The organism is Janthinobacterium sp. GL_088, assembly GCF_057837845.1.
The window spans coordinates 3,810,009-3,834,887 of sequence record NZ_CM174453.1; the positions used below are offsets into that span (position 1 = coordinate 3,810,009).

The window sequence follows — 24,879 nt, forward strand, 5'->3', positions numbered from 1 at the left end:
CAATCTAACTCTATGACTGCTACTGGCCGAACGTGGCCGAACAGGTGAGGATAGCATCTTGCCTTCGTGCAAAGCTCACGGTTTGTCACCATGAGGCAGAAGCCGCCCCAAAGCGGAAGTTCAGGCGCATCAGGTTTGGCCAATTAACGCAAGCTGGTCTATAAGACATCGTGTTTGCATACACCGAAATAGACTTCGCTTCCGCTCAAAAATGTAAACGTCTTTTCCGGCGTCTCAAGGTGCTCATCGATTACAAGGACATATACGGCTGATCCTGGCCCTAGCCCTTCGTTCGGGCGCAAGGTAGTGACTGCTTTGAACGAGTTGGCGTTAGCCGATCCTCTGTCTATGATTTGTGGCTCGTTCCAATAGTTGTTGCGAAGCGCCCCGATCATTGCACCGGTCTTTCGGCTGACCGAAAACTCAGTGCCAATCCAGGTTTTGCGTAGGCCGTGCACAATTGAATCAGACTTGCCTTCGTCCGGCGCATGTACTGCCTGGATTTTGCACCTGTAATCAGCAAGTGCATGGGCATTGGATGATACGGTCGCGAGAGCGAGCATCAGTGCTGATAGGCAAGAAAGTGGCGAAAGGTTTTTTAAATTAATCATTTAGTCCTGATGCCGGAACGCAGCAAGTGTAATGAGAGTACGGTGTGTATGGAATTCTCAGTTGACGAACGACCGCTTCTGGCCGGTTGCCGACTTCATGTGCGACAGCGTCCGACCCAAAGCAGACCTTGATTACAGTATTGCCCGAGACTTAAGGAAAGAAAGATACTTGGAGTTTTCGTGTGTAAAAATCTCCGGGCCAGCTCCCATATATGCGCGCATCAACTCATCAGCTGCACGATCTTTCTCATTGCTGTCCAACAGTATTTTCCCGAAACGTAGATGCATGAATGGGTTGCCGAGTGCGCCAGGGCACGTCATGCCGTACTCAATGGCTTCTCTTGCAGTCGTTGTATAGCCACCCAGGTAGGCGGAATCTGCAATCGCTGCTAGAACCCATGTAGCTGCCTCCCAATCGTTCTTTGGGGCAGGAATTAAGCGCCACGCATCGTTGTACGCCGCAATGGCATCTTCGAAATTCCGTGCTTCGGCCAAACTGTCCCCGCGAGCACAATGGGCTTTAATCATCTGATGCATTTGTTCGTCAAGTTCTAGTTCTTGGTTCATCGTCTTTATAGTCAGGTGGCTTCCGGGTGATGAGTGTTTCCTGCGCAATCCAAATGTCTGCTGTTGGCCGAACCCGGCCGTTCGGTAAAGCATAGCAGGTTGCCAGGTCGGAAATACAGCAACCGGCGCCACAGACCGGAAACGACCCATTATGGACATTGAACTGGTCGTTTTTTTGCCGGAAGGCGGCTCGTCGCGCTTTGCGTGACGGAATGAGGTGCGCCCGCGCCTTATGCGTACTGGCTACCGATCGCGCGCCTACTTTTGCAGCCATCTGGAGACAATCGCAAACGTCGTCTCCCAAGCCGTTGTTACTCTCTGACGACCTGCGACCTTATGGCGATTGAGCTTGGCTTCAAGCTCCTCAGCTGGATGGTCTGGATCGTACTCATCCACCGGGAGAAGAAAGAACTTGCCTCCCTTGAGTAAGGCGATGGCTTCTTCGTCCAGCGCGGGCTTACTACCGTGATGCGGAACGTTGAAGGCGACGCAGCACGACAACTCGACGAAGTAATGCTTTTCGAACGACTCCCAAACAATCGACTTCAGCTCCAGATCGCCGGTGAGCATCCATCCGTCATCGCATGCCGGAAGTTCCTGCTGAAAGTGTTGCGACTGCACCCAGGTGCTCCACCGCGGTGTGAGGAAGATATCCCGCTCGTGTGAAATGGATCGACTAAACATCGCTAATGAGCTGAGGTTCGACGCTTTCGCTCGAGCTTCGCCTAGCACACCAAGCGTGTCTTTGTAGAGCGTTTGCAACGCTTTGCCATTCGCTTCGACCATGGCCGCATCACCGTCAGCCACGTCACGAAGGAAGTCGTCGACGAGTTCGTACTCAGTGCTGTCCGATTTCAACAACCTGCGACTCTTAACGATTCCCTCTAGCTGCTTGAAGAATTCGACAGACGCTTCTTCGTCTCGATAGTTGAAGAACTTAAATTGCACCAGCGTTGTCAACCCTCGCTGCGCGGTTACGACGGACGAGTGGGACATCCTCTGAAAACCGTCGGCATCACGGGGAGCGGGAGCGATCCGAAGCGTGAGGTCGCCGCGTGCGCTTACAACCGATTCGTCTTCATCTGGTTCCGGTCGCGTGCCATCTACCATGACCAGTTGTGTCCCGGCATTCTGCAGTTGCCTTAGAAGCGCAAAACCATCAAGTGCATCCGATGCACTCATGCCATGTGCGAGATTGGCGAGCGCACTGAAGAACATGTCAGACTGCGTCATGTAAGGCAGGAAAAGCACGTTGACAGTTGCATCAGTTAGGCCAGCGTAATGATCTCTATCGAAATGTGAGATAGCTCCAAAATCGAACGCGATGCCAGACAGCTTAGATTGAATGAGCAATTTCCCCACTTTGCTCTTTGCCCCGCAATCATAAAAATACTGTAAGTAGCCGCGACTATCCTTGAGCAAGCCGGTGTGAAAGCCGCCATGACCCACCGGCCACTGGATTCGCTGAAATTTTGAAAATAGTTCCAAAAACACTCTCCGTTGGTATAGATTTGTTGTCCTACAAATGCGCTAAGCCAATATATAGCAGCAAAGGGCAAGCATAAATCGATTTCGGGCTATATCGGGGGGGGCGACAGCTCTACTGTTACTCCATGGACCCGTTTCGCCTAGATGAGCTAGCGTAAAACTTTGGCTGCATAATGGCATTCTCTCCAACTAGAGCTACAACCCAAAAACCGCCCCCTACCAGTCCGTGCGATTGCTCACTCCATTTCTGAGGAGTGATTTTGATTGCATGCCAGAGCTTAGAAAGCTGAGGTGACATACGGGCGTCTGCCTTAATCGCCAAGTCCCATAAGTCAACTGCTGAAATCGGCGTCCAGTCCATTACTTCTTTCCTTTTATGGCTACGTCTGCTGTTGGCCGGATACAGTCCAAACCTGCAAACCCATCAGCTGCGGAGCCAATAGTAAAGGTCATTTTTCGAAGTCATGTGTTGAGGGTGCGCTCCACTATTTTGCGAGTCAGGAACGTCTACCCTACGTTCCCACAGCGGGAACCAGGCGCTATTACGGAGTTCTTCGGCCCTCGGCTGCCGGACGTTTTTAGCCATGGCACGGTCACATGCACCAAACTGAATAAAGTTTACCTGAGCTTCTATCAAACTCGCTGGATTCGGCCCACCTCCCTGACTGGGGAAGTAGAGTTGGAAGACGTCGTCCTCCCAAAAACAAATCGGGCAAATATCATAGGAGCCAGGAAACTCGCCAAACACCTCATACCCGCAACAAGGACATGTGAACATAAACGCCTTCAAAAATACTTGTGACCGTCGGCTTCTGGCCGAAGGCCGTCTTGTCAGATTGTCGCCAAAAAAATTAGGTCTTGCCAAATACTGCGTTTAGAGACGCAACATTCCAACGGTTATCTCGCTCACTTTGGTCAACCAAGACTTCGCCAGCATCGAGCAAATGTCCAAGGCGCTGCCGAATTAGTCTGATAGCAAGATGTATCGCCTGCATGGAGCTTTCCCCGATAATATCTGGATATCTTTCGTCAACACCTACAAGTGCCACTGGACACGCCCAATTACCGTCCTGCTCATAAGGTAGTCCAATGATGGCCTGAATTACTACTTCTCGACCGTCTTCTCGTAGCCAAAGAATTTCAGACGTAGCGACGATTACAGGACTCTCAACGTTCATTTATATCTTCCTGGCCAAAATCGTTATCACTGTCCGCTTCTGGCCGGTTGCCGCCTTGGTCATCTTTGGTATTTGAATCAGCAGGCTGGTGATACATGGGCTCACTGCCGCGGTGACATGAGGTCAATTAACCGCTCCAAAAGCGCATTCGTGCGCTTCTGCTCGGCCACCAGGACGTGCCAACCGTTGTCAGTAGATGCCGGTTCTGGTGCGGGCGGATCGATCCATTCATGCAGATCCAGGCTGTACCACCGGCTAGAATCCGCAAACTCGACTTTCGCAACCTTGCGCTCCAGAGCCCCGGGAACATGCACTTCGATCGCCTCTTTCAACATCTCGCGCGATTGTTTTGTACCGTGGTTCAAGAACACAGTTGTGGCTTTGTCGCCTTCTTCCGGAGGAAGTTTGTGATCAGTAAAAATGTATTGCAGTAATCCGCTCTGGTCGGCATGGCCTGAGTAATAGCCGCCCACATCGATTATCTGCGCGTGGATGTCGTCAAGGCGAAATACCGTGTCGTTGACCTGGATTTCCGTGAAGTCAGGGAGCGCTCCTTCGATACGGCATTTGCCTAATTGTGCCAATTTTCCGCCCAGCGTGCCGCTGGCCATATAACCTGTAATCAGGATCACAGCCTGGTTCGACGGTAACAGCTGTTCAAGGTGATCGACCACGCGACCTCCCTCGCACATTCCGCCGCCCGAAATCGTAATGTGAGCTGTTGGCGGAACTTTTTGCCTGAGCACTGGCTTCTTACCCTTGTAATCGCTTTTCTTCGAAGAAGTCAGTCCTTGGTAGCGCAGCAGATGGGGCCCGAGCGCAATTTCGATGTCGGTCAATTCTTTATTGATGGGGAAAACGGTGCGAATCTTGTCATCGACTTCCGCTTCCGATGACAGTCGCAAGCGTTCGGCCATAAGCCTGTTGCGATACAGCGTCTCGTCGGGAGTGCGTTTTTGCCTGCGGCATAATTCGGCACCGAAAACGCCGGTCATCCTCAGCGTCAGAGGAGAGTCCACATCAATTTTCAATGCCAGTGGTTTCGTATATCCCATCATGAGGGATCGAAACTCAGCGAAATTCACCTTTGCATTGTCGACAAATCCATAGCGCGGTGCGTTACTCTCATCCGGTTCACGCGCCTCTATCGCATCACGCCACTGCTCTTGCACAGCTTCGGACTGTGCTTCCAATGCCCGCTTGATGCGCCCATTGGTGGCTTCGTCCCACGAACCTGCAGCGATGCAATCGGCTATGGAGAAGACCGGTAAGATCGGAATGTTGGCAGGCAAACGGCCGTTTGGTGATTCAAGAATGCAAACTAGATCCAACAGAATTTCCTGCGTCCGCTGTAACGAAAATGCGGGAATCAAAATCTTGCCTCGATTGAACGCAGCATCCTTGATCACGTCAGTGAGCGCATCAAGGCGTGCAAGATAATTTGAAAAATGCGGAGAGCGAACCTGTGACCCATAGGTGCTCTCCACCACCATATATTCAGGCACACCAAACGGCTCCTGCCGGCCGGCGAGCAGCGGCTGGCAAGGATTGTCCTTCGTGTTGTTTCCCAGGTCGCCGCTCATGACGATATCTCCACGCGTGCCATCGTCGCGGTTCCATGAAATCTTGAGCGACATCGCCCCGAGAATATGGGCAGTGCGTGTGAACGACACGAATAGATCGTCATCGATAGGAATATAGCGTGACAAGCCAAAATCAGGCCGCTGATCCACGTAGCTGAACTGAATCGTTTTGACGTCGTCCTCAGAGTAAAGGCCCGAAGAGAAACGGACACTGTCGAGCAGTGACAGCCGTGCAAGCTGCGCCGTGGCCGTTGTGCAAAAAACGACGCCTTGAAAACCATCGCGATAAAGTTTGGGAATGAGCCCGCAGTGATCGATGTGCGCATGCGTCAGAAGCACAAATTTGATGTCGGCGGCATTGAAAGGAAATTTTTGCCGGTTTTTGAGAAGTGCATGGTTTTCGCCCTGATGCAAACCACAGTCAACCAAGAATTGCACTTCTTTGCGGTCGTAAGAAAAGTGTGTGCATGAGCCTGTTACATGATCGTCACTGGCGCCGACAAATCTAATTCGCATTTAAAACCCTGAAGAAATAAGCGTCTGAAAGTCCTGCTTCTGGACGACAGCGGCCCCAGAGCATAGCGGATTGCCAAGCAAAAAAAATCACACATTGTCACACGACCGCGAATGTCCGCTACTGGCCGGCTGCCGTCGTCGGCGGTTTCAGCCCCATTGGGAACATTGGTAAAGACTCAGAGCAGCGTTTCGATGTTCTGGATACTAGTGCACGCTAGCTTATTTTGTCCGGCGGACTATGGGGCAGTGCTGCGATTCGCTCCAGTTCCGATCTAAGTCCAAATGCATTGATTGCATGTTGCAGTCCGTACGTTGCAAATGAAACGGCATCAGGGATTCTCCCTTCCACTTCGCGCAGACGCGCGAGTACAAGAGCTAAGCGAACGTTCGTTATCCCAAATCCACAGAACTCCATCGGACCTTCCACCAAGTGTTCCACTTTCATTGTGTCGAGTGGAGAGGGCGGCATCGACATCGTATCAAACACCGGGCGACCGTATGCCACGTAGACCTTGGCTGCATCGTTCATTGCCCTTTCAAGTGATGCCTGATCATCATAGCGCCACCACTGATCTGCCCCGGATTCCGACAATCGCCTCCTGAACTCACAAGCAGACTCAGCGATCTTCTTTGGGGCGGGTGCGTCACCTAGTACATCAGGAACTGCAACTGGTTGAATAGCAAGATTGATCGCGAACTGTCCTCCATAGCTCGACCCCTGAATATTGACCACATGGATTTGACCATCCCGAGTGCGGCGGAACGTCCTTCCAGATCCCGTAAAGCCTTCTGCACGAAGTTCTGGAGCCAAGTGAACCTTGATAATGGTTTCGATACGCGTAGTTTCAATGGACATTGTGTTTCCCAAAACTCAAAGTAACAGGCTACTGGTAGACATAGCGCAGAGCCAGACCGTAATACTGCGCGAAATGAATAGCGACACCGCCATTCAACTAGCGACTTTGTCGTCCCATGAGATGAACGACCGCTTCTGGCCGTATCTAGCCTATAAGCAACGATACCATGTTGTCCAAATGAAAATCCATTAAATTTCCACATCACCTTCCTCACGCCGCCGATGCTCTTTAGACGCATAGTAGAGTTCCATTCAGGAGGCCTATCATGGAATATCAAGCACAATTTTTTGGTCAACCTACACCATGGAACAAAGGCAAATTAGTCGGGCAAAAAGCGCCGCTGCGCGTAAGCGAAATCTGGGCAATTCGCGTCCGCCTAGGTGTGAAGTTGCAAGAGGTTATTCTGGCCGGATCTGAGCCGTGACATTGGGGCCTTGCCAGCAATGCCCTGATGCGGCCGGTGCCAGTTGTAGTGATGGTTCCATTCTTTGAGCATGTTGGCCCGCTCCAGTGAGTTGTTATAAACAAAGCCGTAAGCCCATTCGCGCAAGGCTGACTGGATGAAGCGTTCGGCCTTGCCATTGGTCTGTGGCCGATAGGGCCGTGTAAAGCGGTGCTTCAATGCTATCTGGCTACAAGTGGCCTTGAATGACTTGGAGCGAAAGGCTGAGCCGTTATCGGTCAACAACGCTTTGGGACGCACCCCGAGTGAGCAGAAATAGGCGTGGGTATTGGCGAGGAATCGGTTGGCATTCTCCTGGGTTTCGTCAGGATAGAGCTCCGTGAAGGCGATGCGGGCATGGTCATCAATGGCGATAAACAAGACTTCCCAGCCGGCGCCGCGCGTACGGTCTCGCCGGTCTCCCGTCGCACGATGGCCGGTGGTTTCAATGCGCCCGAGCTTCTTGGTATCGATATGAATCAGGTCGCCTGGTTCTGCATGCTCGTAGCGCTGCACCGGCTCGACGGGATCGAGATTGCTCAGTTTGGAGAGGCCGGCGCGCGCCAGCACACGGCTAACTGTGGCCTTCGATATCTGCAGGTACTGGGCGATCCTGGCCTGCGTCATGCGCTTCTTGCGTAGCTCGACAACGGTCAGCGCCTTGCCTGCGTCCAGAGCCAAAGGGCTATGCGCGGGACGCGACGAGCGATCCATCAAACCATCCCGATCTTCGGCAAGGAAGCGCCCCAGCCATTTGCGCACGGTCGCCTCGCTCACGGCATAGCGGACAGCGGCCTGGCAGACCGGCAGGCGGTGACGTAGTACGTCTTCGACCATCTCGACTCGACGAATCAGCGTTAATCGGGCATTCTTATGGATGTTCATTAGGTTGGTTTCCTTGAGAACTGGGGGTTTGGCGATTTCCAGTGTCTCAAATCCAATCCGAATGAACCACAACAACCTATTGAAACATCACACCTAGCGCACCCACCATCCCTGTGTTTACTTTGTCCCAAGCAGTGCTTGGTACTGAGCTGGCAGAATTTTCGCAAACGACATCCTGTCGGCCATTCCTTGCGCGTCCGTTTCGAGGAACAAGCAAGCACCCTTGATATCGGTATTTTTAACCTCTGCAAACCTATCAAGCTCCCTACGCGCGGCCGGACTGGCCAATGCCATTGCGTGATCACGCACACCAGGAGTGTCCATTGTCACCCTCGTCACATCCATCACCTCTTGATTCGCAGCAGAGAAAGCTTTTGGAAAGTTGACCATCGAAACTCCATGTTCCAAACATACACTGGGGACGCCATGGGTATTTTTCATGTAGTAGCCGAGAAACAGTATCGTTGCGGCCAGTTTAGGATTTCCTGTCTGTTTATCGACATAGCTGGCCAGTTCCTTGTTAATCACCGCGTTCTGCGCAGTGTGGTCATTTGGATGGGCTACACGTGCTTTCGCCTTGATGCGCTCTAACACCTCATTGTTATTAATTGTTTGGGCGCTTAGCTTTGCTGACTGAATGCTCTTGTCCCAAGCTCTCCACTCATCAGGAAGGTAGCAGGTTTCGAACATGTATCGACGCAGCTTATACTCATCCTCGTTGTCGGTAACTTGGTAGACTAGGGGGGACAAAACGGTCGATAATGGGGTCAGAATAGATGGACTTTGAGCTGTTGCTAAAGCGCTTTCTTATGCGAACATCAGCTTCACCCTCCGGGCGCCCCTGCTCCCGATCGATGGCCAAGTAAAACAGAATGTCCTGCCGCGCGAGGCAGAACGTGGCAGCCTGCCAATCCTCTTTGATTGGCAGGCCCGCCAGTTTGGAACATTGGAAAAGCTTCTTTGCCGCGAAACGGACATGGTCGTTCGAACCAGTGCGCGCGATTTCCTCATCGACCTCGCTGGTGGTAGCTCTCTGGAACTCCGCGGTCGATTTGACATCTAGCATCGATTGCTTGGAATCCTTCAGGTGCATCGCGTTCCGAGCAATGCTCAATGCCGTCATGGTCTGAGCTTCACATTCTCTGAAATCTTGGCGTTCCAGCAGCAATTCCTCTGAATTTGCTGATGAGAAGGGAGCCAGAAATATCAGAGGGGAGATTAATTTGAGTAGTTGCATAATTGATTTTTTGATATGGAGATGACCTGTGTAGCCCGTCTATCGTGGTCTGAATGAAGGTTCCACTCCCTCTACTAACGACCGCAAGCTGATCATGTTTCGCCGGCCGAAAACGAAAGCATAATTTGCACACGCGGAGTAACAAACAGCTCGAACATGCACGTCTATTTACGGCCGCTCAATTTTTCACCTTCGTGCCAATACACTTAGCAACCTTTTAATTGCGCGCCTAACTGTCCCGTTGATTCGAATTTCTGTTATCCCTTGGCCGAAACCGGTTGTAATAGGAGCCTGTAATCTCTCGAGCGCGCTGACTCGGCACCCCAAACCGGATCTTTACCTCATCGATAGTTTGCTCTAGCAGATGCGGCATCGTGCATTCTATCGGTGCGTCCGAGTCACGAAAAGTGGTGACTAGTTGTTTTAATGCCGAGTCCAGAATGTATCTCGCTACGCTAGAACCAGAGTTGGTTGTGAGAACGAGTTCCCCCTCTTGCTCCAGCTCGACAAGAGACTGCAAAATCTTTTCTACGAGCTGCTCGTCGTCCATATAGAACTCCCGATAATTATGAATTTGCCGTCGGCCCGAAGCTGCCAGTCGGCGAAGGTCCGCTCCTGGCCGACAACGGAAGCACTACGCGACTCTCCAAATTGATTCGAACGCTTGATGGGAAATCGCACTGTACCCTGGCTCCGATAAATCGAGAGGCTTTTCTGAGATCCCGCCAAATTCGTCGCTCTCATGCTCGGCACTATAGCAAAGCAGCGGACCAGAATCGTACTGTTCAATTTGTCGGGTAACCCGGCCTGCACCGTCGACTTCAAAGTACCACCAGGACGTGCCCCATGCATCGTACCTGTCACCTCTAGTCTCGTCCCAGTGTCTTTTTACGTAACTTGGCATACTTAAATTGAGTAATGAAGGGTAACGTCAGTCGTCCGCTTCTGGCCGATTGCCGACTCTTTTAGGCTAAATGCCGATTAGCATTGGTATCGGTCTTTGATGTGCTCGTTGTAGTAAGTACCCTTGGAGTAGGTACGCATGAACGCTGCATGAACATTCGAAGGTACTCGGCAAAAGTCATAACTATGCCCTTGCTGGAATTGGATACGCATGCGAGCTGTTTGCTCGTCGTAACCAATCGCAACAATGGCACTGGAATTTACTCGAACCATTTGCATGGTAGCTCCCGAAAGTGTCAAGGCTCACAATGGTAAGGCTGTTCGATTAGGAATCGGCGGCCTCTGACCATTAGCAAACGATTCCACAACTGTAGCGCATTTTGCAACATGATATCGAAAAAGAAGCCCCGATACACCAGTCATGTCAGCAACTGCCCGGTTAAATCTCCCCAGCTTACCAATCTGCCAGCGACTGCCAGCCTCAGGCATATTAAAATACCGTCCCATGACCTCCCCCGCCTCGACCTCTTCCCTCCCCGACAGCATCTTGCTCCCTTCCCTGGCCGTGCTGGGAGGGCAGATTTCCGTCAACCTGGGGGCGGCGATTGCGAAGAATCTGTTTCCGGTCATTGGCGTGGAAGGGATTACGGCGTACCGGGTGGGGTTTTCGGCGCTGATCCTGCTGGCCATCTTCCGGCCGTGGCGCTATCGCCTGACGCGCAAGGATGTGCTGAACTTGCTGGTCTACGGTTCCGTACTGGGGTTGATGAACTTGCTGATTTACCGGGCGTTTGCGCTGATACCGATCGGCATCGCTGTCGCCATCGAGGTGACGGGGCCGCTGGCCGTGGCCATGCTGTCTTCACGGCGGCCGCGCGATTTGCTGGCCGTGGCCTGCGCCGTGTTCGGCTTGTATTTGCTGTTGCCGCTGCAAGGCAGCCCGGGCAGCCTGGATCCCGTTGGCGTGGCGTATGCACTGGGGGCGGCGCTGTGCTGGGCGCTGTACATCATCTTCGGCAAGCGGGCCTCGACCTTGCAGGGCGGGCAAGCCGTGGCCTGGGGCATGACGGTGGCGGCCATGGTGACGGTGCCCATCGGTGTCGCGTATTCGGGCACGGCCTTGCTGGCGCCATCGATTGCCTTGATGGGCCTGGCCATTGCCATGCTGTCCAGCGCCCTGCCGTATTCGCTGGAAATCTTTGCCCTGCGCCGCCTGCCCCAAGGCGTGTTCGGCATGTTCAGCAGCGCGGCGCCGGCCGTCAGCGCGCTGGCAGCCATGGCCGTGCTGGGAGAATTGCTGAGCCTGACCCAGTGGCTGGCCATTGCCTGCATCGTGTTTGCGTCGGCTATGGCGGCGCTAGGCGCACAGGGCGGCAAGCGCTAGCGGAATTCACTCTACCCGGCAGCAACTCCTGCAGCGTAGCCTGTGCCGCGTCCTGGCATCGCTGCCCAGCTGACAGGCAGCTTTTGATGCCCGCCTGTAAAATGCGTCATTGCTTGCCATATCTTGCCTTTCCGCCTCACCGATGACATCCACATTTCTTTTTCGCTGGCTCTCCCCTTTAAGCGCTGCAGCCTTGCTGCTGGCGCCAATCGCCATGGCCAACGCGGCCGCGCCAGCCGCTGCGGTCGCCCTCACTGGCAATGCCGAAGCAGGCAAGGCCGCGTTTCGCAAGTGCGCCTCCTGCCACCAGGTGGGGCCATCGGCGCGCGGCGGCTTCGGCCCCAAGCTGACGGGGGTGATCGGCCGCAAAGCCGGTGCCACCACCGACTATAAATACTCGGCGGCCATGAAAAACGCGAATATCGTCTGGACCGAGCAAAACCTGGCCGGCTTCCTGAAAGCCCCCAGCGATTTCATTCCTGGCAATAATATGCGTTTCTGGGGCATCGGCAACGCCCAGCAAGTGGCTGACCTGCTGGCCTATCTGCGCACGCAGTAAGCACACAGGCACATCGCCTCGAGCCCCCCTCAAGCCCATTACGCCAGATCAAGCTCCCAGCGCTTGCAGCACGCCTTTGCGCTTCTTGTGCGCGCTTCATAGTCGCGCAGGCGTCGCAACTGGGCTGTGGACAGGCCACCCAGCTTGTCGCGTATCTGCGCCACCGTCAGGTGCTGGTATCCGGTAATCGGCAAGTCACGCGCCGCAGTTTCGCCGGCAACCTTGGCCGCAGGCTTTTCATCACGCTGGCGGCCTTGCGCCTTCTGCGTTTCACCCGCCTGCGCCCTCTGCTTGTTCACGATACGGGCGGCGACTTCTTCCTCGCGGCCCGGATAGCGCCCCTCCTGCTTGAACTCTTTTTCAAGCTGCTTGAATTCGCGTTCGCGCTTCGGGCTGGCACCGACAGGCATGTGTCCTCCCGTCTAAGGCTTGGCTGGCAGCTTGCGCACGCACAGATAGATGGAATACAGCGCCGCCAGCCCCACCAGCACGTACACGCCGCGCGACGCCGTCGACATGGCGCCCAGGATGCGGGCCACGATGTCGATGTCGAACAAGCCCACCAACGCCCAGTTCAAGCCACCCACGATCAAGAGGATCATGGAGATCCAGTCGACCACGTTCAGGCGCTTTGCCGTCATTTCCTCGTTTGCCGCACCGTCCGATCCTGCCTGGATATTCGCCATGTCAGCCTCCTGTAAATTAGAGTAGAAGAAAGACCCGCCGCCGGGCCTGTACAAAGAACAGTGTAGGCGCGGCACCGCCATGCGCCAGTCGGACGATGCCGGGTATTGAGGTAGGACGGGTCTGTAATACGGCGGGTGATTTTATCTGGCAACATGCAATGCCGCTGTTGCTAAACAGGCAGTGACTAATTCCAATATGGAAATATTTATAGATTACTTAGTACCGCGCTGCTACACTCATTTCACCCCAGCAACTTCAGGGGACAAGCGCCGCATCATGCCGCAGGCATGGAAGATGGCCACCATGGGACAACAGCTGAGGGGACATGAATATTTCAAACATACGTATCGGTGTGCGCCTGACCGCAGGCTTTTTGCTCACTTCGCTTTTACTGGCCGTGGTGGTGCTTATCAGCACGTGGCAGCTGTCGACCGTGAGCGGGGAAATCGACAGCAGCGTGAACCAGCGCTATGCGCGCATCGCACAATTGCAAGCCGCGCGCAACAGCACGCAAGAACAGCCGACCCTGCACGAACTCGACCAGCAGATCGCCACGCAATCGGCGCAGATGCGCACGGCGGCCGAGGCGGCCATGGCCCGCGCCCACGATACCAGCGTGCTCATCATTGCACTGGGCCTGGTCGGCGGCGTGTTGAGCCTGGCCACGGCCTGGTTCATCAGCAGCGGCATCGTGCGGCCCTTGCGGCATGCCGTCAAAGTGGCGCGCAAGGTGGCTGGCGGCGACTTGAGCGAGCATATCCGCGTCGATTCCAGCGATGAAGTGGGGCAACTGCTGCAGGCGCTGAAAGACATGAATGCCAGCTTGATCACGATCGTGGGCGAGGTGCGCAGCGGCACGCACGACATCGCGGGCGCTTCGGGTGAAATTGCCGCCCGCAACCTGGACTTGTCGCAGCGCACGCAGGCGCAAGCCAGTTCGCTGGAACGCACGGCCGCCTCGATGGACGAGCTGACGGGCACCGTCAAGCAAAATGCCGATAACGCACGGCAAGCCAATCAGCTGGCGCAATCGGCCGCGGCAGTGGCCGGCAAAGGGGGCACGGTGGTGGCACAAGTGGTCGATACCATGAGCTCGATCAACGCTTCATCGAAAAAGATCGTTGACATCATCGGCGTCATCGACGCCATCGCCTTCCAGACGAATATCCTCGCCCTGAACGCGGCCGTGGAAGCAGCGCGGGCCGGCGAACAGGGGCGCGGCTTTGCCGTCGTCGCCGCTGAAGTGCGCACCCTGGCGCAACGCTCGGCCGGCGCAGCCAGGGAAATCAAGCAGCTGATCGGCGATTCCGTCGAGCGGGTCGATGCTGGTGCGCGCCTGGTCGACACGGCCGGCGCCACCATGCGCGAGATCGTGGCCAGCGTACACCGCGTCACGGACATCATGGGCGAAATCAGCATGGCCAGCGGCGAGCAATTGTCCGGCATCGAACAAGTCAATGCCGCCATCGTGCAGATGGAACAGGTAACGCAACAAAACGCGGCCCTGGTGGAACAGGCGTCGACGGCGGCGGCCAGCATGCAGCAGCGCGCCACGCTACTGTCGGGCACGGTGGGCATTTTCAAGCTGAGCCGTGACCAAGCGTCAGCCCAAGCCGCGCACGGCATCAGCCTGGTGGCCCCGCAGGCCACTCACGCTGTCTCCGCGCCAGCAAATCGCCCTGCCACAACCGTTAGAGCGCGGCTGAAAGCCTGAGTTCCCCCGCCATCGCCGCGCCACTCTCATTTATAGCTGTTTGTACATGACCGTGGTGGCGTCCAGCCGGTCGCCGGCCGGCGCCAGAGCATAGCCGGGGATGCTGCCGGCCACCACATAGCCGAGCGACAAATACAGCGGTTCCGCATGGTCGCTGCTGCGCGTGTCCAGGGTCAACAGGCTGCGCGGCAAGAGGCGCGCCTGCTCTTCCAGCGCCTGCATCAGCTGGCGCGCGAGGCCTTGGCGGCGGAAAGCAGGCCCGACCAGCAACTTGCGCACTTCGGCCCGGTGCGCCTGGTTGGGATTGGTATCCCAGTCCAGCTGCACTGCGCCGGCCACACGGCCATCGACTTCGGCTACCAGCAGCAGGCGCACGCCGCGCGTGACGGCCGGCAACACGTTATCCGTCCAGAACGCCTGGCTGGCCGCCATGTCGAAGGGCAATATAAAACCGATGCTGGCGCCGTCGTGCACGCAGTCTTGTAGCAAGACGCCCAGTTCCGGCAAACGTACACGAATATCGGTGGACGAGAAATGGCGTAGCGATGCGGACATGGCGACCTCAGACAAGAAAGAGAAAATAGCGGGCGCCGCTGTCTGGCGGCGTCATGAACGCGCTGGCGCCATGCAACTGGTAGCGCAGGCAGTCACCAGCTTGTAAATCGTGCGAGCGGCCGTCGACTGTCACGTTCAGCTTGCCTTCCTGCAGCAACAGATGGTGTTCCATGCCAGGCCGGGGCGAGGCGGCATAACTGATCGTCACGCCAGCGCCCAGTTCGCATTCGAGCGCTTCGCCGGCCAGCGCACGCGACGGCGGCGAGACGGAGCGGCGGATAAAGCTGGTGTCAGGGTCTGTCCACACGCTTTGCCCGGCCCGCCGCAGCACGGGCGGAAAATCGTCTTCCACCATCCGCAGCAGACGCGACATGGCCAGGCCATACGCGGCGCACAACTTGCCCAGCACGTTTGTCGTCGGGCTGACTTCGCCATTTTCCAGGCGCGACAGGGTGGCGCGGCTGACCTGACTGGCACTGGCCAGCTGATCCAGCGACCAGCCCCGCTCCACGCGCAACTGCTTCAGGCGCGCCGCCAGTCGCTGTTCCGTATCGTTCTCTGTACTTAGTAAATTTTCCATATATGGGAATTTATCCCACAACAGGGAATTTGGCAAGCAATCGCTGCACAGTTGCTCAGCGCACAGACCTGCGGCCGGCCCTCAGGCACGATGCACCATCACTTCAAGGAGAAGCCATGGTCGCCACTCCCTCCACTCCCGAGCTACGCTTGGGCCAGGCGCCCGCGCCACTGGGCAGGGTTGAATTTCATCTGCAATTCATCCGCTCGTTTGCCGATCCCACGTTCGACGCCGTGCGCGACGCCCTGGTGCAGGTGGAAGAAGTGGCGTGGAAGAATTACCAGGATGGCCGCAAGGCGCCAGTGACACAGAAAGCGGGGCCCGGCTTTCTTGACCCCGACTACGACTTGTCCGTGGAGTGGAAAGCCACGCGCGACCGCTTGCTGGCCGCCGAAACGCGCCAGAAAGATTCCGCCACCCCATCGCGCGTGCTGCTGATCTGCGGCGCGGCGCGCAATGACGGTTCGTGCCCCGGCGAAATCTCGAAGACGTGGCGCATGACGCAGTGGGCCAGTGAAATATTGCAGGCCGACCACATCGAAGCGGACGTGCTGGACCTGAGCCTGCTGACCTCCTCGTATGATTTGCACATTCATCCGTGCAAGGGCTGCGTCTCAACGGCCATGCCCCTGTGCCACTGGCCGTGCAGCTGCTACCCGAACCATGGCGAACGGCAGACGAATGACTGGATGGCGGAGATTTACGAACGCTGGACGGCCGCGCACGCCGTCATCATCCTCACGCCCGTGTACTGGTACCAGACGCCAAGCGTGCTGAAACTGATGATAGACCGGCTCGTGTGCGCCGATGGCGGCAACCCCGATCCCACGTCCACGCACGGCAAGAAAGCCGTGGAAGCGAAAGCGCTGGAATTGCAAGGCTGGAATTACCCGAAACACCTGGCCGGGCGCGCTTATGGCCTCGTCGTGCACGGCGACGTGGCCGGCATCGAAGGCGTGCGGCGGGGTTTGTCCGACTGGCTGGACTGGATGGGCCTGGTCGACGCGGGCGCCAAGTCGCGGCTGGACCGCTACATCGGCTATTACGACAGTTACGCGCAAAGCCATGACACTCTGGACCGCGACACCAAGATGCAGGAAGAAGTGTGCAACGTGGCGCGCGCCGTGGCGGAAGCCGTCAAGCGGTTGCGCGCTGGTACGCTGGCCCCGCCCGATGCGAACCTGTCGCCACCACGGCCCAAGTAAGACGCGCCCACTAGCCCGCCATGCGCGACGCGTGGCGGCACAATTCCAGGAAACCCGCCAGGCGCGGCGAGAGAATCTTCTTGGACTGGCGGATCAGATAAAAGTTGCGCTCCAGGGGCGGCAGCATGGTCTCGAGCTCCACCAGTTGCCCGCTGGCCAGCAGATCTGCCACGACGACCCGTGACAGGCAGGCGATGCCGAGACCGGCCGCGGCGCCATATTTGATGGCTTCCGAATTGCTGAACTCGCCTGCGGCGCGCAGATAGTGCAGATACGGTACCAATGCTTGCTCCACGGCTTCGCGTGTGCCCGAGCCCGCTTCGCGCAGCAGCCAGCCCGCCTGGTTCAGCTCCGTAAAACTGAGCAGATGGCGCAGCTGGGCCAGCGGGTGCGTGGGCGCGGCCACGATCAGCATCTGGTCCGTCAGCCACGGTTCCACCAGCAAGCCCGCTTCGTGGCACGGCCCTTCGATCAGGCCGATATCGACACGGAATTCCGCCACGGCGGCCGCGATGTCGGCCGTGTTGGCAATCGTCACCTGCGGAATGCTGCGCCCGTACTGCTGCGCTGCCATCGCCAGAATCTGCGGTAGCAGATAGATGCCTATCGTCGTGCTGGCGCCGATTTGCAGGCTGACGGGCACGGACGGGTCCGCGCCCGCGAACTGGCGCTCGATGCTGGCGGCCCCGTCGCGCATCTGCCGCGCCTGCGGCAACAGCAAACGGCCATTGTCGTTGAGCAGCAGTCGCTTGCCCACCCGGTCGAACAGTTGCGCACCGAGCAAGGTTTCCAGTTCATTCAGGGCCGCGCTGGTGGCAGATTGCGACAGCGCAATCAGTTCGCCGGCCGCACTGGTGCTGCCCGTGTCCGCCACGGCCAGGAAAATCTGCAGTTGCCGCAAGGTCAACGCCATCTCATGTACTCACTCAATAGGTTAAACATACAAAAACAATCCGTTTTACCATTTAATCGACGAACTGTACAGTCATGCCATACGCATAAAAACATGGAGTACGGCATGCCATCCCTATCAACAAGCAACACAACAAATTTCAGCGACCGCTACGGCCGATTGCTGCCCGGCCTACTGCTCAGCGGCGTGATCGCCTATGGCGCCATTCAATTAGGCAAGCTGGAATGGATGCAAAGCCACGGCATGAGCGCCCTGACCCTGGCCATCATGCTGGGTATTGTGCTGGGCAACAGCCTGTATGGCCGACTGGCGCCCACGTGCGGCGCAGGTGTAACCTTTTCCAAGCAGACATTATTACGACTCGGCATCATCCTGTACGGCTTCCGCCTGACGTTCCAGGATATTGGCCAGGTGGGCCTGGCCGGCATCGCCATCGACGCGCTGGTGCTGGCGTCCACGTTTGGGCTGGCCATGTTCCTCGGCACCAAGGTGTTCAAGCTGGAACGCAACAGCGCCATCCTGATCGGCGCGGGCAGCTCGATCTGCGGCGCGGCGGCCGTGATGGCGACGGAGCCCGTCGTCAAAGGGCGCAGCGAAGACGTCACCGTGGCCGTCTCCACCGTCGTCGTGTTCGGCACCATCGCCATCTTCTTGTACCCGCTGCTGTATCAGCTGAACTTGGGCTGGCAAGTGCTGGGCGCCACGCCCACTGCGTTTGGCGTGTACATCGGCTCGACCGTGCATGAGGTGGCGCAGGTGGTCGCGGCCGGCAAGTCGATCGGGCAAGAGGCGGCGAATGCGGCTGTGATCGCCAAGATGGTGCGTGTAATGATGCTGGCGCCGTTTCTCGTCATCCTGTCGGCGGTGCTGGCGCGCGGCAAAGCCAAGGCCGGCGGCCACGACAAGGCCACCAAGCTGGCCATCCCCTGGTTCGCCTTCATTTTTATTGCCGTGGTCGCCTTCAATTCGCTGGGCCTGCTGCCAGCGGGCACGGTAGCCACCATCACGGATCTCGATACGGCCTTGCTGGCCATGGCCATGGCGGCCCTGGGCTTGACCACGCACATGTCGGCCATCCGCCGCGCTGGCATCAAACCCCTGCTGCTGGCCGGCTTGCTGTTCTGCTGGCTGATCGCCGGTGGCGCCGCCATCAACCATGTGGTCGCCAGCCTGTTTGCCTGAAACTGGCCAGTTCCCGCCCAGGCTAGCCGACACGAGAGCCGAAAACTTCGTACAATATGAGTGTTTTGACTCTCAATCCGGCTTCGGCCCCCATCCAGGAACACCCATGCATCTCTCGAACTGGCTGCTTTTCTGCAGCGTCGCCCTGCTCGTCACGTTTTCTCCCGGCCCGGCCGTCTTGCTGGCCATCTCGAATGCCATCGCCGTCGGCCCCCGCCGCGCGATGATCAGCAGCATGGGCAATGGTTTTGGCCTGTTCATCATTTCCGGCGTGGCCATGGCCGGCATGGGCGTCGTGCTGGCCACTTCGGCCACGGCCTTCATGCTGCTGAAACTGGCTGGCGCCCTGTACCTGGTGTACCTGGGCATCAAGCAATGGCGCAGCAAGACCAGCGTCGTGGCCGATGCCCCCGTGGTGGCCGGCGCGGCGAATCCCAATTCGTTCTGGAAACTGTTCCGCCAAGGCTTGACGGTGGCGCTGACCAATCCGAAAGCCATCCTGTTCTTCTCGGCGCTGTTCCCGCAATTCATCACGCCGGGCGAACCCGTGGCCATCCAGTTCACCGTGCTGACGACCTCGTTTGTTGCCTGCGCCATGCTGGCCCACTTGTTCTATGCCAACCTGGCGCGCCTGCTGAAAACCCAGCTGGCCACGCCGGGCCGGGCCAAGCTGTTCAACCGCATCACGGGCGGCGCCTTCGTCTTGCTGGGCCTGAGCCTGCTGCGCCTGCGCAGCAAGGCAGCGTAACTACTGTCGTAAAAATGTCTCGATGCTGGCCGCCAGGGCCAGCGGCGTTTCATTCATCGGATAGTGTCCCGCATTGCCCAGCACCTCCAGCCGGGCTTGCGGGTACCACGCCAGATACGTGCGGCGCATCAGGGCCGCATCGAAACGGGGGTCATGCTCCCCCACCAGCGCCAGCAAGGGCAATGCCACGCGCGCCGCCTTGATTTCTTCACTAAAATCCGTCCCGCTCCACGCGAGGAAATACGCGGCAAACGCGGCTGGATCCGACCTTTCCCACGAATATTGCGCCTTCCAGTCCAGCCAAGTGGCGGGCAAGCGCCCGCCCGTGCTGCGATCGATGATGGCGCGCCGCGCCGCCATGCTATCAGCGGCCGCGAGAAACGTCGCGCGGGCTGCCGCATCGAAGGCCACGCCGCAGCTGGGCACGGGCGCCACGGCCACCAGTTTGCGCAGGCGCAAGGGCGCCAGCAAGGCCAGCCGTTCCAGCGCCATGCCGCCCATGGAATGGCCCACCACGCTGAACGTCGCAAAACCGAGCGCATCGGCCAGCGCCAGCGCGTCGCGCGCGACCTCGTCAATCGAGTACGCTCCTGCCGCGCCAAGCATGCCGCCATAGCCGCGATTGTCCATGAAGACATAGCTGAAACTGGCACCATCGAGGGCCGCTTCCATCGGTTCGAACGCCCGCGCGTCGCCAAACCAGCCGTGCAAAACGATGATGGCGTGGGGACCATGGCCCACGCGGTGATAGGTATTGTGCATGTTCACTCCTGAAAAAGAGTCAATGGTAAGCGGCCAGCGAGCGGCCCGCCTTCGATGCCAGGTCAAATACTGTAGAGTATGGGCCATGGATGATTTTTATACGGAAGTGCCGCGTCCCTTGATCGCCACGGCGCGCGACCATGCGCCCGATGCTGTCTTTCCCAGCCACAGCCATGCGCGCGGGCAATTTGCGTATGCAGCACGCGGCGTGATCAGCGTGCACACGCCGCAAGGCAACTGGCTGGTGCCGCCGCAACGCGCCTGCTGGGTACCGGCCCAGCTCATCCACGGCATGCGCATGCATGGCGCCGTGACCATGCATAATGTCTTTATCGACGCGCCCGCCATCGCAGGGACCGGATTGCCATCCCACTGTCAGGTGCTGGACGCTTCGCCGTTGCTGCGCCAGTTGCTGGCCGAGGCCGTGACCGTCGATGCCTTGTATGCGGAACAATCGCGCGCCGGACGGCTGATGGCCTTGCTGCTCGACGAGATTGCCGCCGCCCAGCCCCTGCCCCTGAACGCGCCCCTGCCGCAGGAACCCCGGCTGGCGCGGCTATGCATGGAATTTCTACGGCAACCGAGCCTGCACAGCGGCCTGGACACAATGGCGGCGCAGGCGGGCATGAGCCGACGCACCTTTACGCGGCAGTTCCGTGCCCAGACGGGCCTGGCCTTTGCCCAGTGGCGCCAGCAAGCGTGCCTGCTGGCGGCCATCACGCGCCTGGCCGAGGGGCAAGCCGTCACCAGGATCGCGCTCGACCTCGGCTATGCCAGTCCCAGCGCCTTCACGGCCGCCTTCCGCCGCGTGCTGGACCAGGCGCCAAGCGATTATCTGTCGACCTAGGAAATGATGGCAGCGATGCGCTGGCCCAGCGCCTGCGCCAGTTTCTGCACATGGTAGCCGTCGACAAAACCATGGTGGGCTTGCGCGGAAAACGGCACCCGCATGCGGCCATCGCCCTGCGCGGGGCCGAACTTGCCCCAAGTAAAGGTCGGGATGTCGGCGTCGCGGTGGCGGTAGATCGGGTGCTCGATGGCCGCCAGTTCCAGCCATGGCAGGCAGGTAATGAAGATATTGTTGCGCTGCTGGCGCTCGCTCTCTCCCTCGCCCGTATTGATCAGCGCGGAGCTGGCTTCGGCGAGGCGCTTGGCGTCCAGGCTGCGTGCGATGAATAAATCGAGCTGGTCCGTCATCGGGAAGCGCGTGTAATTGAGGTTTTCATCGCAGTTGATGACGGTGTACGAGGCGGGGAAATCGTCGATGCGTATCACGTCACCCTGGTAGATGCGGTACATGAAGTTGTCGATTTCCTTGACCGTATTGAGCAGGCAAAACAGGAAAAAGTGAAACACGGGAATCTGCCGTGCCTTGCAATACGGCCGGAAGTCCGGCACGTCGAGCTGGAAGTTGATGTTGACGAGGGGATTGTCAAACGCGCGGAACAAGTCATAGCGGTCGCGCCGCTTTTCAAAATTTTTCATGCGGCGAGTGTAGACGATGGCGGTGCTGGCGGGCAAGTCACGTCATGAGCGCATGTAATGTTTTTTTGATATTCGTCATTCGACAGTCAATGTGTTTTCATTTTTTATCTGAAACTGACTGCCGACCGGGATAGCCCGGTCGCAAGCCTCCCTGTAGCGGGAGGCATACTTTCGCCGGATTTTTTACCCGGCCTGATTAATCTCGTCGTCCAGCATATTGGCGAACAGGTCGAAACTCAGAATACCCGTGCCGATGCATGAAAATACCGTGCTGCCTGCCGCATCCTTGATCGTCAGTTTCTCGGTCCAGTCATTCTGATTCATGCATTTCAGGCTGGTGCCAGGCCAGGTGACGCCATCCACATGCAAGCCCTGCGCCGATAATGCCAGTTCCTGTGTCTTGACATTCAGGAAATTGCCGAACAAGCGTTTCTTGTACACGTCGCCGCTGCTGATGTAACGGAAATTCACGCGCTCGCCGTCTGCGAGTTTTTTCTTCAGGACGGGCATGCGGTCTTCCAGGTAACGGGAACGAAACTCGTCCATGAACTCGTCAAAGCGCTTGAGTTCTCCGGTAGCCCATATCCAGGGCTGGTCGGCACCCGTCCGATAGGCTAAGTTATTAATCATGCCGGTCATGGCGGTGGAGCCGCCAGCGAACAGATACAGGTCTTCGATATCGGCAAAGGCAGCGTAGCTGCGAATACCGTCCAATTCATGCACCACACCGTCTTCATGCAATTCAAAACGGCTCTTCCGCCGCTTGAGCATTACCGCGCGCATGACCAGCACCAGCAGTGCGATCAGCAATAGAAAAGCCGCCGTGCCATAAAGAATCGTCAAATTGCTGTGCGTGCCCAGCTTGGCGCCGTTACGCAAGGTCATGGCTTGCGCATCGGTGAGTGTCTTCTGGGGCAAGGTCGTGCTCAGGTACAGCACGAAACCCGCCACTGCCGCCAGGATCACCGCAAATACCGCAAAGAGCATAGGCACCGTCTTGCCATGCAAATACACTGCGAGTGCTTTATTGGTTTGCGGGATACTAAAATTGCCCATGTAATCTTCCTGTTAAATGATAGAGAGTTTTCAAAACCCGGATGCCGACAAATATTCGGACCGGATTGTCGCCTATCTATTGCAGGAATGGCCACACGCACGCACATTCAATACTGATGCGCTCCAATCATGACCCTGATTATTGACTGGGCACGGTGATTAACTGGCATTGCAGGATTTCCCGGACCGCCTCGGCCACGCCTTCTTCCAGTTCTTCGATTGTTGGCGCATAAGCGCAGCGTTTCAATTCCCCGCCTAATTCGAATGCCAGCTCCCGTGAATGACGCACAATACCCTGCAGCACAAAATACTTCCACTGTGAGTCGCCACTGGCCAGCACCGTTTTGATATAGGGAGCGAGGCGCGGACCGATGCCGGCCAGATACGGCAGGAGCACGGCTGCCACGGGCCAGTTCGCATCTTGCACCCATTCCAGTATCTCCGGCATGGCTGGAGCAATGTCGTTCCATGGCAAGGCGATGAGGGCTTGCGCGTTCTGTATCGTGCTTATCGCGCGGCAATGGCAGATGTATGCGTAGTGTCATGTGGCGCCGCCGTGCGCCAGGCCCCGTTGCACTTTCCATGCCAACGGTAAAGTGAGCAGCAATACGGCCGCCAGCGCCAGCAAGGCCGTGTTCACGCTCGTATGGTCGCCCAGCGCGCCGAACAGCACGGGCGACATCGCCCCGCCGCCGATGCTGCCCGTGTAAAACAGCGCAAACGCATGCTCGCGCTTGCCAGGCTCGGCCAGCTCCGGCACCACGCCATACAACACGGACGAAGTGCCGTTCAGCGCCAGCCCCAGCAGCGGCAACATGGCCATGACGCCGGCCAGCGGCAGCCACAGGGCCAGCACGATCAGCAGCGAGGTCATCGATTCCGTCAGCCACACGGTCTTCATCATGCCGATGCGCGCGCCCAGGTAGCCGCACAGCAGCTTGCCGAAGGCGCCGCCCACGAACAGCAGCGACAAGGCCACGCCGATGCCGGCCGTGCCCGCCCCCTTGCTTTTCAACAAGAACGGTAAAAAGGTGAGAAAACCCATACGCACGGCGCTGTCCAGGGTGCCCGTGGCCAGCAGCGCGCGAAAGCTTGCTTTGGAGCCGCTGCCAGTGATGGGTTTGACCGCTTTCTTCTGGCTGGCCTGGATGTCTTCCGGCTTCGGCAGCAGCCACCACAGCAAGCCGGCCGCCGCCAGGCCCAGCAAGCCCAGCAGCGAAACGCTGGCTTGCCAGCTGCACACGAGCAACAGCAAGCCCACCAGCGCGGGAATCAGGGTCTTGCCGATATCGCCGGCAAAGTTATAGTGCGACAGCGCCTCCTTGACGCCGCCGCCCGCCTCGTGCGTGTCGGTGACGATGGACGAGGCCAGCGGATGCTGGGTGCTGGCGCCCAGGCCACCCAGCAGCAGGGCGAACAGCAGCACGGCCAGGCCGCCCGCCTGCCCCGCGACCAGGTAGGCAACGCCGGCCAGCGCCGTGCCGCCCACCAGCATGCGCTCGCGTCCCCAGCGTTTCGCCAGGCGGCTGGCCAGCAACTGGAAGCCGGCCATCATGCCCGAGTAGGAACCGCGCAAGAGGCCCACCATGGCGTAGCTGATGGCAAACTGCGCCTGCCAGATGGGCAACAGCACATAGATCACGTCCGTCAAGCCGTCATGCACGGCATGCGCGCTGCAGGCGGCGAACAGCGAGCGGCGGCGGATCGGTTTGTCGGAGGAGGTCGATACGGTGGCAACAGCGGCGGCGGATGGCTCAGTCATGACTTCGGCGGGGAAACAAT

At 57.8% G+C, this 24,879-nt stretch carries 28 protein-coding genes; 7 read left to right on the plus strand and 21 right to left on the minus strand.

All coding sequences use genetic code 11. The annotated features are described in order from the left end of the window. Nucleotides 1-158 precede the first annotated feature (158 nt). The 11 genes from AC3IQ7_RS17150 to AC3IQ7_RS17200 form a co-directional block, all read right to left on the minus strand. Nucleotides 159-611: a hypothetical protein gene (locus tag AC3IQ7_RS17150; RefSeq protein ID WP_489206771.1), complete on the minus strand. Its 453-nt coding sequence runs from the start codon at nucleotides 609-611 to the stop codon at nucleotides 159-161. A 132-nt stretch (nucleotides 612-743) separates the two neighbouring features. Further along, a complete protein-coding gene (locus AC3IQ7_RS17155; protein WP_489206772.1) occupies nucleotides 744-1,178 on the minus strand; it encodes a tetratricopeptide repeat protein in 435 nt (144 codons plus the stop codon). A 258-nt stretch (nucleotides 1,179-1,436) separates the two neighbouring features. Continuing rightward, the gene (locus tag AC3IQ7_RS17160; RefSeq protein WP_489206773.1) at nucleotides 1,437-2,666 is read right to left on the minus strand and encodes a hypothetical protein; all 1,230 of its coding nucleotides are present in this window, start codon (nucleotides 2,664-2,666) and stop codon (nucleotides 1,437-1,439) included. Nucleotides 2,667-3,090: 424 nt separating this feature from the next. Continuing rightward, a complete protein-coding gene (locus AC3IQ7_RS17165) occupies nucleotides 3,091-3,444 on the minus strand; it encodes a CPCC family cysteine-rich protein (RefSeq protein ID WP_489206774.1) in 354 nt (117 codons plus the stop codon). 73 nt (nucleotides 3,445-3,517) lie between these two features. Then, entirely contained in the window at nucleotides 3,518-3,844 is a 327-nt protein-coding gene (locus tag AC3IQ7_RS17170) for a DUF6968 family protein (protein WP_489206775.1), read from the minus strand. 101 nt (nucleotides 3,845-3,945) lie between these two features. Then, entirely contained in the window at nucleotides 3,946-5,943 is a 1,998-nt protein-coding gene (locus AC3IQ7_RS17175) for an MBL fold metallo-hydrolase (protein WP_489206776.1), read from the minus strand. A 214-nt stretch (nucleotides 5,944-6,157) separates the two neighbouring features. Beyond that, nucleotides 6,158-6,799 (minus strand): DUF4304 domain-containing protein, encoded by a 642-nt coding sequence (locus tag AC3IQ7_RS17180; protein WP_489206777.1) that lies wholly within the window; start codon nucleotides 6,797-6,799, stop codon nucleotides 6,158-6,160. 377 nt (nucleotides 6,800-7,176) lie between these two features. After that, nucleotides 7,177-8,127 carry an IS481 family transposase gene (locus AC3IQ7_RS17185; protein WP_489206778.1) on the minus strand — a complete coding sequence of 317 codons (951 nt, stop codon included), beginning with the start codon at nucleotides 8,125-8,127 and terminating at the stop codon, nucleotides 7,177-7,179. Nucleotides 8,128-8,244: 117 nt separating this feature from the next. Beyond that, nucleotides 8,245-8,817 carry a hypothetical protein gene (locus AC3IQ7_RS17190; RefSeq protein WP_489206779.1) on the minus strand — a complete coding sequence of 191 codons (573 nt, stop codon included), beginning with the start codon at nucleotides 8,815-8,817 and terminating at the stop codon, nucleotides 8,245-8,247. A 19-nt stretch (nucleotides 8,818-8,836) separates the two neighbouring features. Then, nucleotides 8,837-9,364 carry a hypothetical protein gene (locus AC3IQ7_RS17195; RefSeq protein ID WP_489206780.1) on the minus strand — a complete coding sequence of 176 codons (528 nt, stop codon included), beginning with the start codon at nucleotides 9,362-9,364 and terminating at the stop codon, nucleotides 8,837-8,839. A gap of 981 nt (nucleotides 9,365-10,345) precedes the next feature. Then, nucleotides 10,346-10,546: a KTSC domain-containing protein gene (locus AC3IQ7_RS17200; RefSeq protein WP_099377262.1), complete on the minus strand. Its 201-nt coding sequence runs from the start codon at nucleotides 10,544-10,546 to the stop codon at nucleotides 10,346-10,348. Between the two features lie 226 nt (nucleotides 10,547-10,772). Between AC3IQ7_RS17200 and AC3IQ7_RS17205 the strand changes: the two genes are divergently transcribed. Then, nucleotides 10,773-11,651 (plus strand): EamA family transporter, encoded by an 879-nt coding sequence (locus AC3IQ7_RS17205; RefSeq protein WP_199534278.1) that lies wholly within the window; start codon nucleotides 10,773-10,775, stop codon nucleotides 11,649-11,651. A 142-nt stretch (nucleotides 11,652-11,793) separates the two neighbouring features. Beyond that, nucleotides 11,794-12,210, plus strand: a complete 417-nt coding sequence (locus tag AC3IQ7_RS17210) for a c-type cytochrome (protein ID WP_099377263.1) — start codon at nucleotides 11,794-11,796, stop codon at nucleotides 12,208-12,210. Between the two features lie 38 nt (nucleotides 12,211-12,248). Here the strand turns inward: AC3IQ7_RS17210 and AC3IQ7_RS17215 are convergent, their stop codons facing one another. Both AC3IQ7_RS17215 and AC3IQ7_RS17220 read right to left on the minus strand, forming a co-directional pair. Then, on the minus strand, nucleotides 12,249-12,620 hold the full coding sequence (locus AC3IQ7_RS17215; RefSeq protein ID WP_489206781.1) for a hypothetical protein: 372 nt from the start codon (nucleotides 12,618-12,620) through the stop codon (nucleotides 12,249-12,251). 12 nt (nucleotides 12,621-12,632) lie between these two features. Then, nucleotides 12,633-12,896 carry a DUF378 domain-containing protein gene (locus AC3IQ7_RS17220; RefSeq protein ID WP_199534280.1) on the minus strand — a complete coding sequence of 88 codons (264 nt, stop codon included), beginning with the start codon at nucleotides 12,894-12,896 and terminating at the stop codon, nucleotides 12,633-12,635. Nucleotides 12,897-13,222: 326 nt separating this feature from the next. Between AC3IQ7_RS17220 and AC3IQ7_RS17225 the strand changes: the two genes are divergently transcribed. Then, nucleotides 13,223-14,611, plus strand: a complete 1,389-nt coding sequence (locus AC3IQ7_RS17225) for a methyl-accepting chemotaxis protein (protein WP_489206782.1) — start codon at nucleotides 13,223-13,225, stop codon at nucleotides 14,609-14,611. A gap of 30 nt (nucleotides 14,612-14,641) precedes the next feature. Here AC3IQ7_RS17225 and AC3IQ7_RS17230 read toward each other — a convergent pair whose 3' ends face one another. Next, on the minus strand, nucleotides 14,642-15,166 hold the full coding sequence (locus AC3IQ7_RS17230) for a GNAT family N-acetyltransferase (protein ID WP_489206783.1): 525 nt from the start codon (nucleotides 15,164-15,166) through the stop codon (nucleotides 14,642-14,644). Between the two features lie 7 nt (nucleotides 15,167-15,173). Continuing rightward, a complete protein-coding gene (locus AC3IQ7_RS17235) occupies nucleotides 15,174-15,746 on the minus strand; it encodes a helix-turn-helix domain-containing protein (protein ID WP_489206784.1) in 573 nt (190 codons plus the stop codon). A 116-nt stretch (nucleotides 15,747-15,862) separates the two neighbouring features. Between AC3IQ7_RS17235 and AC3IQ7_RS17240 the strand changes: the two genes are divergently transcribed. Next, entirely contained in the window at nucleotides 15,863-16,951 is a 1,089-nt protein-coding gene (locus tag AC3IQ7_RS17240) for a flavodoxin family protein (RefSeq protein WP_489206785.1), read from the plus strand. A gap of 10 nt (nucleotides 16,952-16,961) precedes the next feature. On the opposite strand, the gene AC3IQ7_RS17245 is transcribed toward AC3IQ7_RS17240, so the two are convergent. Next, nucleotides 16,962-17,864: a LysR family transcriptional regulator gene (locus AC3IQ7_RS17245; RefSeq protein ID WP_099377269.1), complete on the minus strand. Its 903-nt coding sequence runs from the start codon at nucleotides 17,862-17,864 to the stop codon at nucleotides 16,962-16,964. 105 nt (nucleotides 17,865-17,969) lie between these two features. Between AC3IQ7_RS17245 and AC3IQ7_RS17250 the strand changes: the two genes are divergently transcribed. Together AC3IQ7_RS17250 and AC3IQ7_RS17255 are read left to right on the plus strand one after the other, a co-directional pair. Next, complete coding sequence (locus AC3IQ7_RS17250) at nucleotides 17,970-19,046, plus strand: YeiH family protein (RefSeq protein WP_322428719.1); 1,077 nt, start codon at nucleotides 17,970-17,972, stop codon at nucleotides 19,044-19,046. 106 nt (nucleotides 19,047-19,152) lie between these two features. Further along, nucleotides 19,153-19,794 (plus strand): LysE family translocator, encoded by a 642-nt coding sequence (locus tag AC3IQ7_RS17255; protein ID WP_034755914.1) that lies wholly within the window; start codon nucleotides 19,153-19,155, stop codon nucleotides 19,792-19,794. Here AC3IQ7_RS17255 and AC3IQ7_RS17260 read toward each other — a convergent pair whose 3' ends face one another. Continuing rightward, nucleotides 19,795-20,556: an alpha/beta fold hydrolase gene (locus AC3IQ7_RS17260; RefSeq protein WP_099377271.1), complete on the minus strand. Its 762-nt coding sequence runs from the start codon at nucleotides 20,554-20,556 to the stop codon at nucleotides 19,795-19,797. A gap of 85 nt (nucleotides 20,557-20,641) precedes the next feature. On the opposite strand from AC3IQ7_RS17260, the gene AC3IQ7_RS17265 reads away from it, so the two are divergent. Further along, complete coding sequence (locus tag AC3IQ7_RS17265) at nucleotides 20,642-21,403, plus strand: AraC family transcriptional regulator (RefSeq protein WP_489206786.1); 762 nt, start codon at nucleotides 20,642-20,644, stop codon at nucleotides 21,401-21,403. Here AC3IQ7_RS17265 and AC3IQ7_RS17270 read toward each other — a convergent pair. The 4 genes from AC3IQ7_RS17270 to AC3IQ7_RS17285 all read right to left on the minus strand — a co-directional run bounded on the left by AC3IQ7_RS17270 (nucleotide 21,400) and on the right by AC3IQ7_RS17285 (nucleotide 24,859). After that, nucleotides 21,400-22,077 (minus strand): CatA-like O-acetyltransferase, encoded by a 678-nt coding sequence (locus AC3IQ7_RS17270; RefSeq protein WP_489206787.1) that lies wholly within the window; start codon nucleotides 22,075-22,077, stop codon nucleotides 21,400-21,402. The genes AC3IQ7_RS17265 and AC3IQ7_RS17270 overlap by 4 nt on opposite strands. A gap of 147 nt (nucleotides 22,078-22,224) precedes the next feature. After that, complete coding sequence (locus AC3IQ7_RS17275) at nucleotides 22,225-23,097, minus strand: hypothetical protein (protein WP_233516072.1); 873 nt, start codon at nucleotides 23,095-23,097, stop codon at nucleotides 22,225-22,227. A 139-nt stretch (nucleotides 23,098-23,236) separates the two neighbouring features. Then, the gene (locus tag AC3IQ7_RS17280) at nucleotides 23,237-23,572 is read right to left on the minus strand and encodes a DUF5071 domain-containing protein (protein WP_489206788.1); all 336 of its coding nucleotides are present in this window, start codon (nucleotides 23,570-23,572) and stop codon (nucleotides 23,237-23,239) included. A 66-nt stretch (nucleotides 23,573-23,638) separates the two neighbouring features. Next, nucleotides 23,639-24,859 carry an MFS transporter gene (locus AC3IQ7_RS17285; RefSeq protein WP_489206789.1) on the minus strand — a complete coding sequence of 407 codons (1,221 nt, stop codon included), beginning with the start codon at nucleotides 24,857-24,859 and terminating at the stop codon, nucleotides 23,639-23,641. Nucleotides 24,860-24,879 lie beyond the last annotated feature (20 nt).

Coding starts and splice junctions, on each gene's coding strand:
- AC3IQ7_RS17200 (WP_099377262.1), bottom strand. CDS start 10,546: ATGCAAATGGTTCGAGTAAATTCCAGTGCCATTGTTGCGATTGGTTAC.
- AC3IQ7_RS17275 (WP_233516072.1), bottom strand. CDS start 23,097: ATGGGCAATTTTAGTATCCCGCAAACCAATAAAGCACTCGCAGTGTAT.
- AC3IQ7_RS17185 (WP_489206778.1), bottom strand. CDS start 8,127: ATGAACATCCATAAGAATGCCCGATTAACGCTGATTCGTCGAGTCGAG.
- AC3IQ7_RS17235 (WP_489206784.1), bottom strand. CDS start 15,746: ATGGAAAATTTACTAAGTACAGAGAACGATACGGAACAGCGACTGGCG.
- AC3IQ7_RS17260 (WP_099377271.1), bottom strand. CDS start 20,556: ATGCACAATACCTATCACCGCGTGGGCCATGGTCCCCACGCCATCATC.
- AC3IQ7_RS17265 (WP_489206786.1), top strand. CDS start 20,642: ATGGATGATTTTTATACGGAAGTGCCGCGTCCCTTGATCGCCACGGCG.
- AC3IQ7_RS17175 (WP_489206776.1), bottom strand. CDS start 5,943: ATGCGAATTAGATTTGTCGGCGCCAGTGACGATCATGTAACAGGCTCA.
- AC3IQ7_RS17190 (WP_489206779.1), bottom strand. CDS start 8,817: ATGTTCGAAACCTGCTACCTTCCTGATGAGTGGAGAGCTTGGGACAAG.
- AC3IQ7_RS17180 (WP_489206777.1), bottom strand. CDS start 6,799: ATGTCCATTGAAACTACGCGTATCGAAACCATTATCAAGGTTCACTTG.
- AC3IQ7_RS17205 (WP_199534278.1), top strand. CDS start 10,773: ATGACCTCCCCCGCCTCGACCTCTTCCCTCCCCGACAGCATCTTGCTC.
- AC3IQ7_RS17155 (WP_489206772.1), bottom strand. CDS start 1,178: ATGAACCAAGAACTAGAACTTGACGAACAAATGCATCAGATGATTAAA.
- AC3IQ7_RS17195 (WP_489206780.1), bottom strand. CDS start 9,364: ATGCAACTACTCAAATTAATCTCCCCTCTGATATTTCTGGCTCCCTTC.
- AC3IQ7_RS17225 (WP_489206782.1), top strand. CDS start 13,223: ATGAATATTTCAAACATACGTATCGGTGTGCGCCTGACCGCAGGCTTT.
- AC3IQ7_RS17165 (WP_489206774.1), bottom strand. CDS start 3,444: ATGTTCACATGTCCTTGTTGCGGGTATGAGGTGTTTGGCGAGTTTCCT.
- AC3IQ7_RS17245 (WP_099377269.1), bottom strand. CDS start 17,864: ATGGCGTTGACCTTGCGGCAACTGCAGATTTTCCTGGCCGTGGCGGAC.
- AC3IQ7_RS17220 (WP_199534280.1), bottom strand. CDS start 12,896: ATGGCGAATATCCAGGCAGGATCGGACGGTGCGGCAAACGAGGAAATG.
- AC3IQ7_RS17285 (WP_489206789.1), bottom strand. CDS start 24,859: ATGACTGAGCCATCCGCCGCCGCTGTTGCCACCGTATCGACCTCCTCC.
- AC3IQ7_RS17215 (WP_489206781.1), bottom strand. CDS start 12,620: ATGCCTGTCGGTGCCAGCCCGAAGCGCGAACGCGAATTCAAGCAGCTT.
- AC3IQ7_RS17170 (WP_489206775.1), bottom strand. CDS start 3,844: ATGAACGTTGAGAGTCCTGTAATCGTCGCTACGTCTGAAATTCTTTGG.
- AC3IQ7_RS17255 (WP_034755914.1), top strand. CDS start 19,153: ATGCATCTCTCGAACTGGCTGCTTTTCTGCAGCGTCGCCCTGCTCGTC.
- AC3IQ7_RS17250 (WP_322428719.1), top strand. CDS start 17,970: ATGCCATCCCTATCAACAAGCAACACAACAAATTTCAGCGACCGCTAC.
- AC3IQ7_RS17240 (WP_489206785.1), top strand. CDS start 15,863: ATGGTCGCCACTCCCTCCACTCCCGAGCTACGCTTGGGCCAGGCGCCC.
- AC3IQ7_RS17150 (WP_489206771.1), bottom strand. CDS start 611: ATGATTAATTTAAAAAACCTTTCGCCACTTTCTTGCCTATCAGCACTG.
- AC3IQ7_RS17230 (WP_489206783.1), bottom strand. CDS start 15,166: ATGTCCGCATCGCTACGCCATTTCTCGTCCACCGATATTCGTGTACGT.
- AC3IQ7_RS17210 (WP_099377263.1), top strand. CDS start 11,794: ATGACATCCACATTTCTTTTTCGCTGGCTCTCCCCTTTAAGCGCTGCA.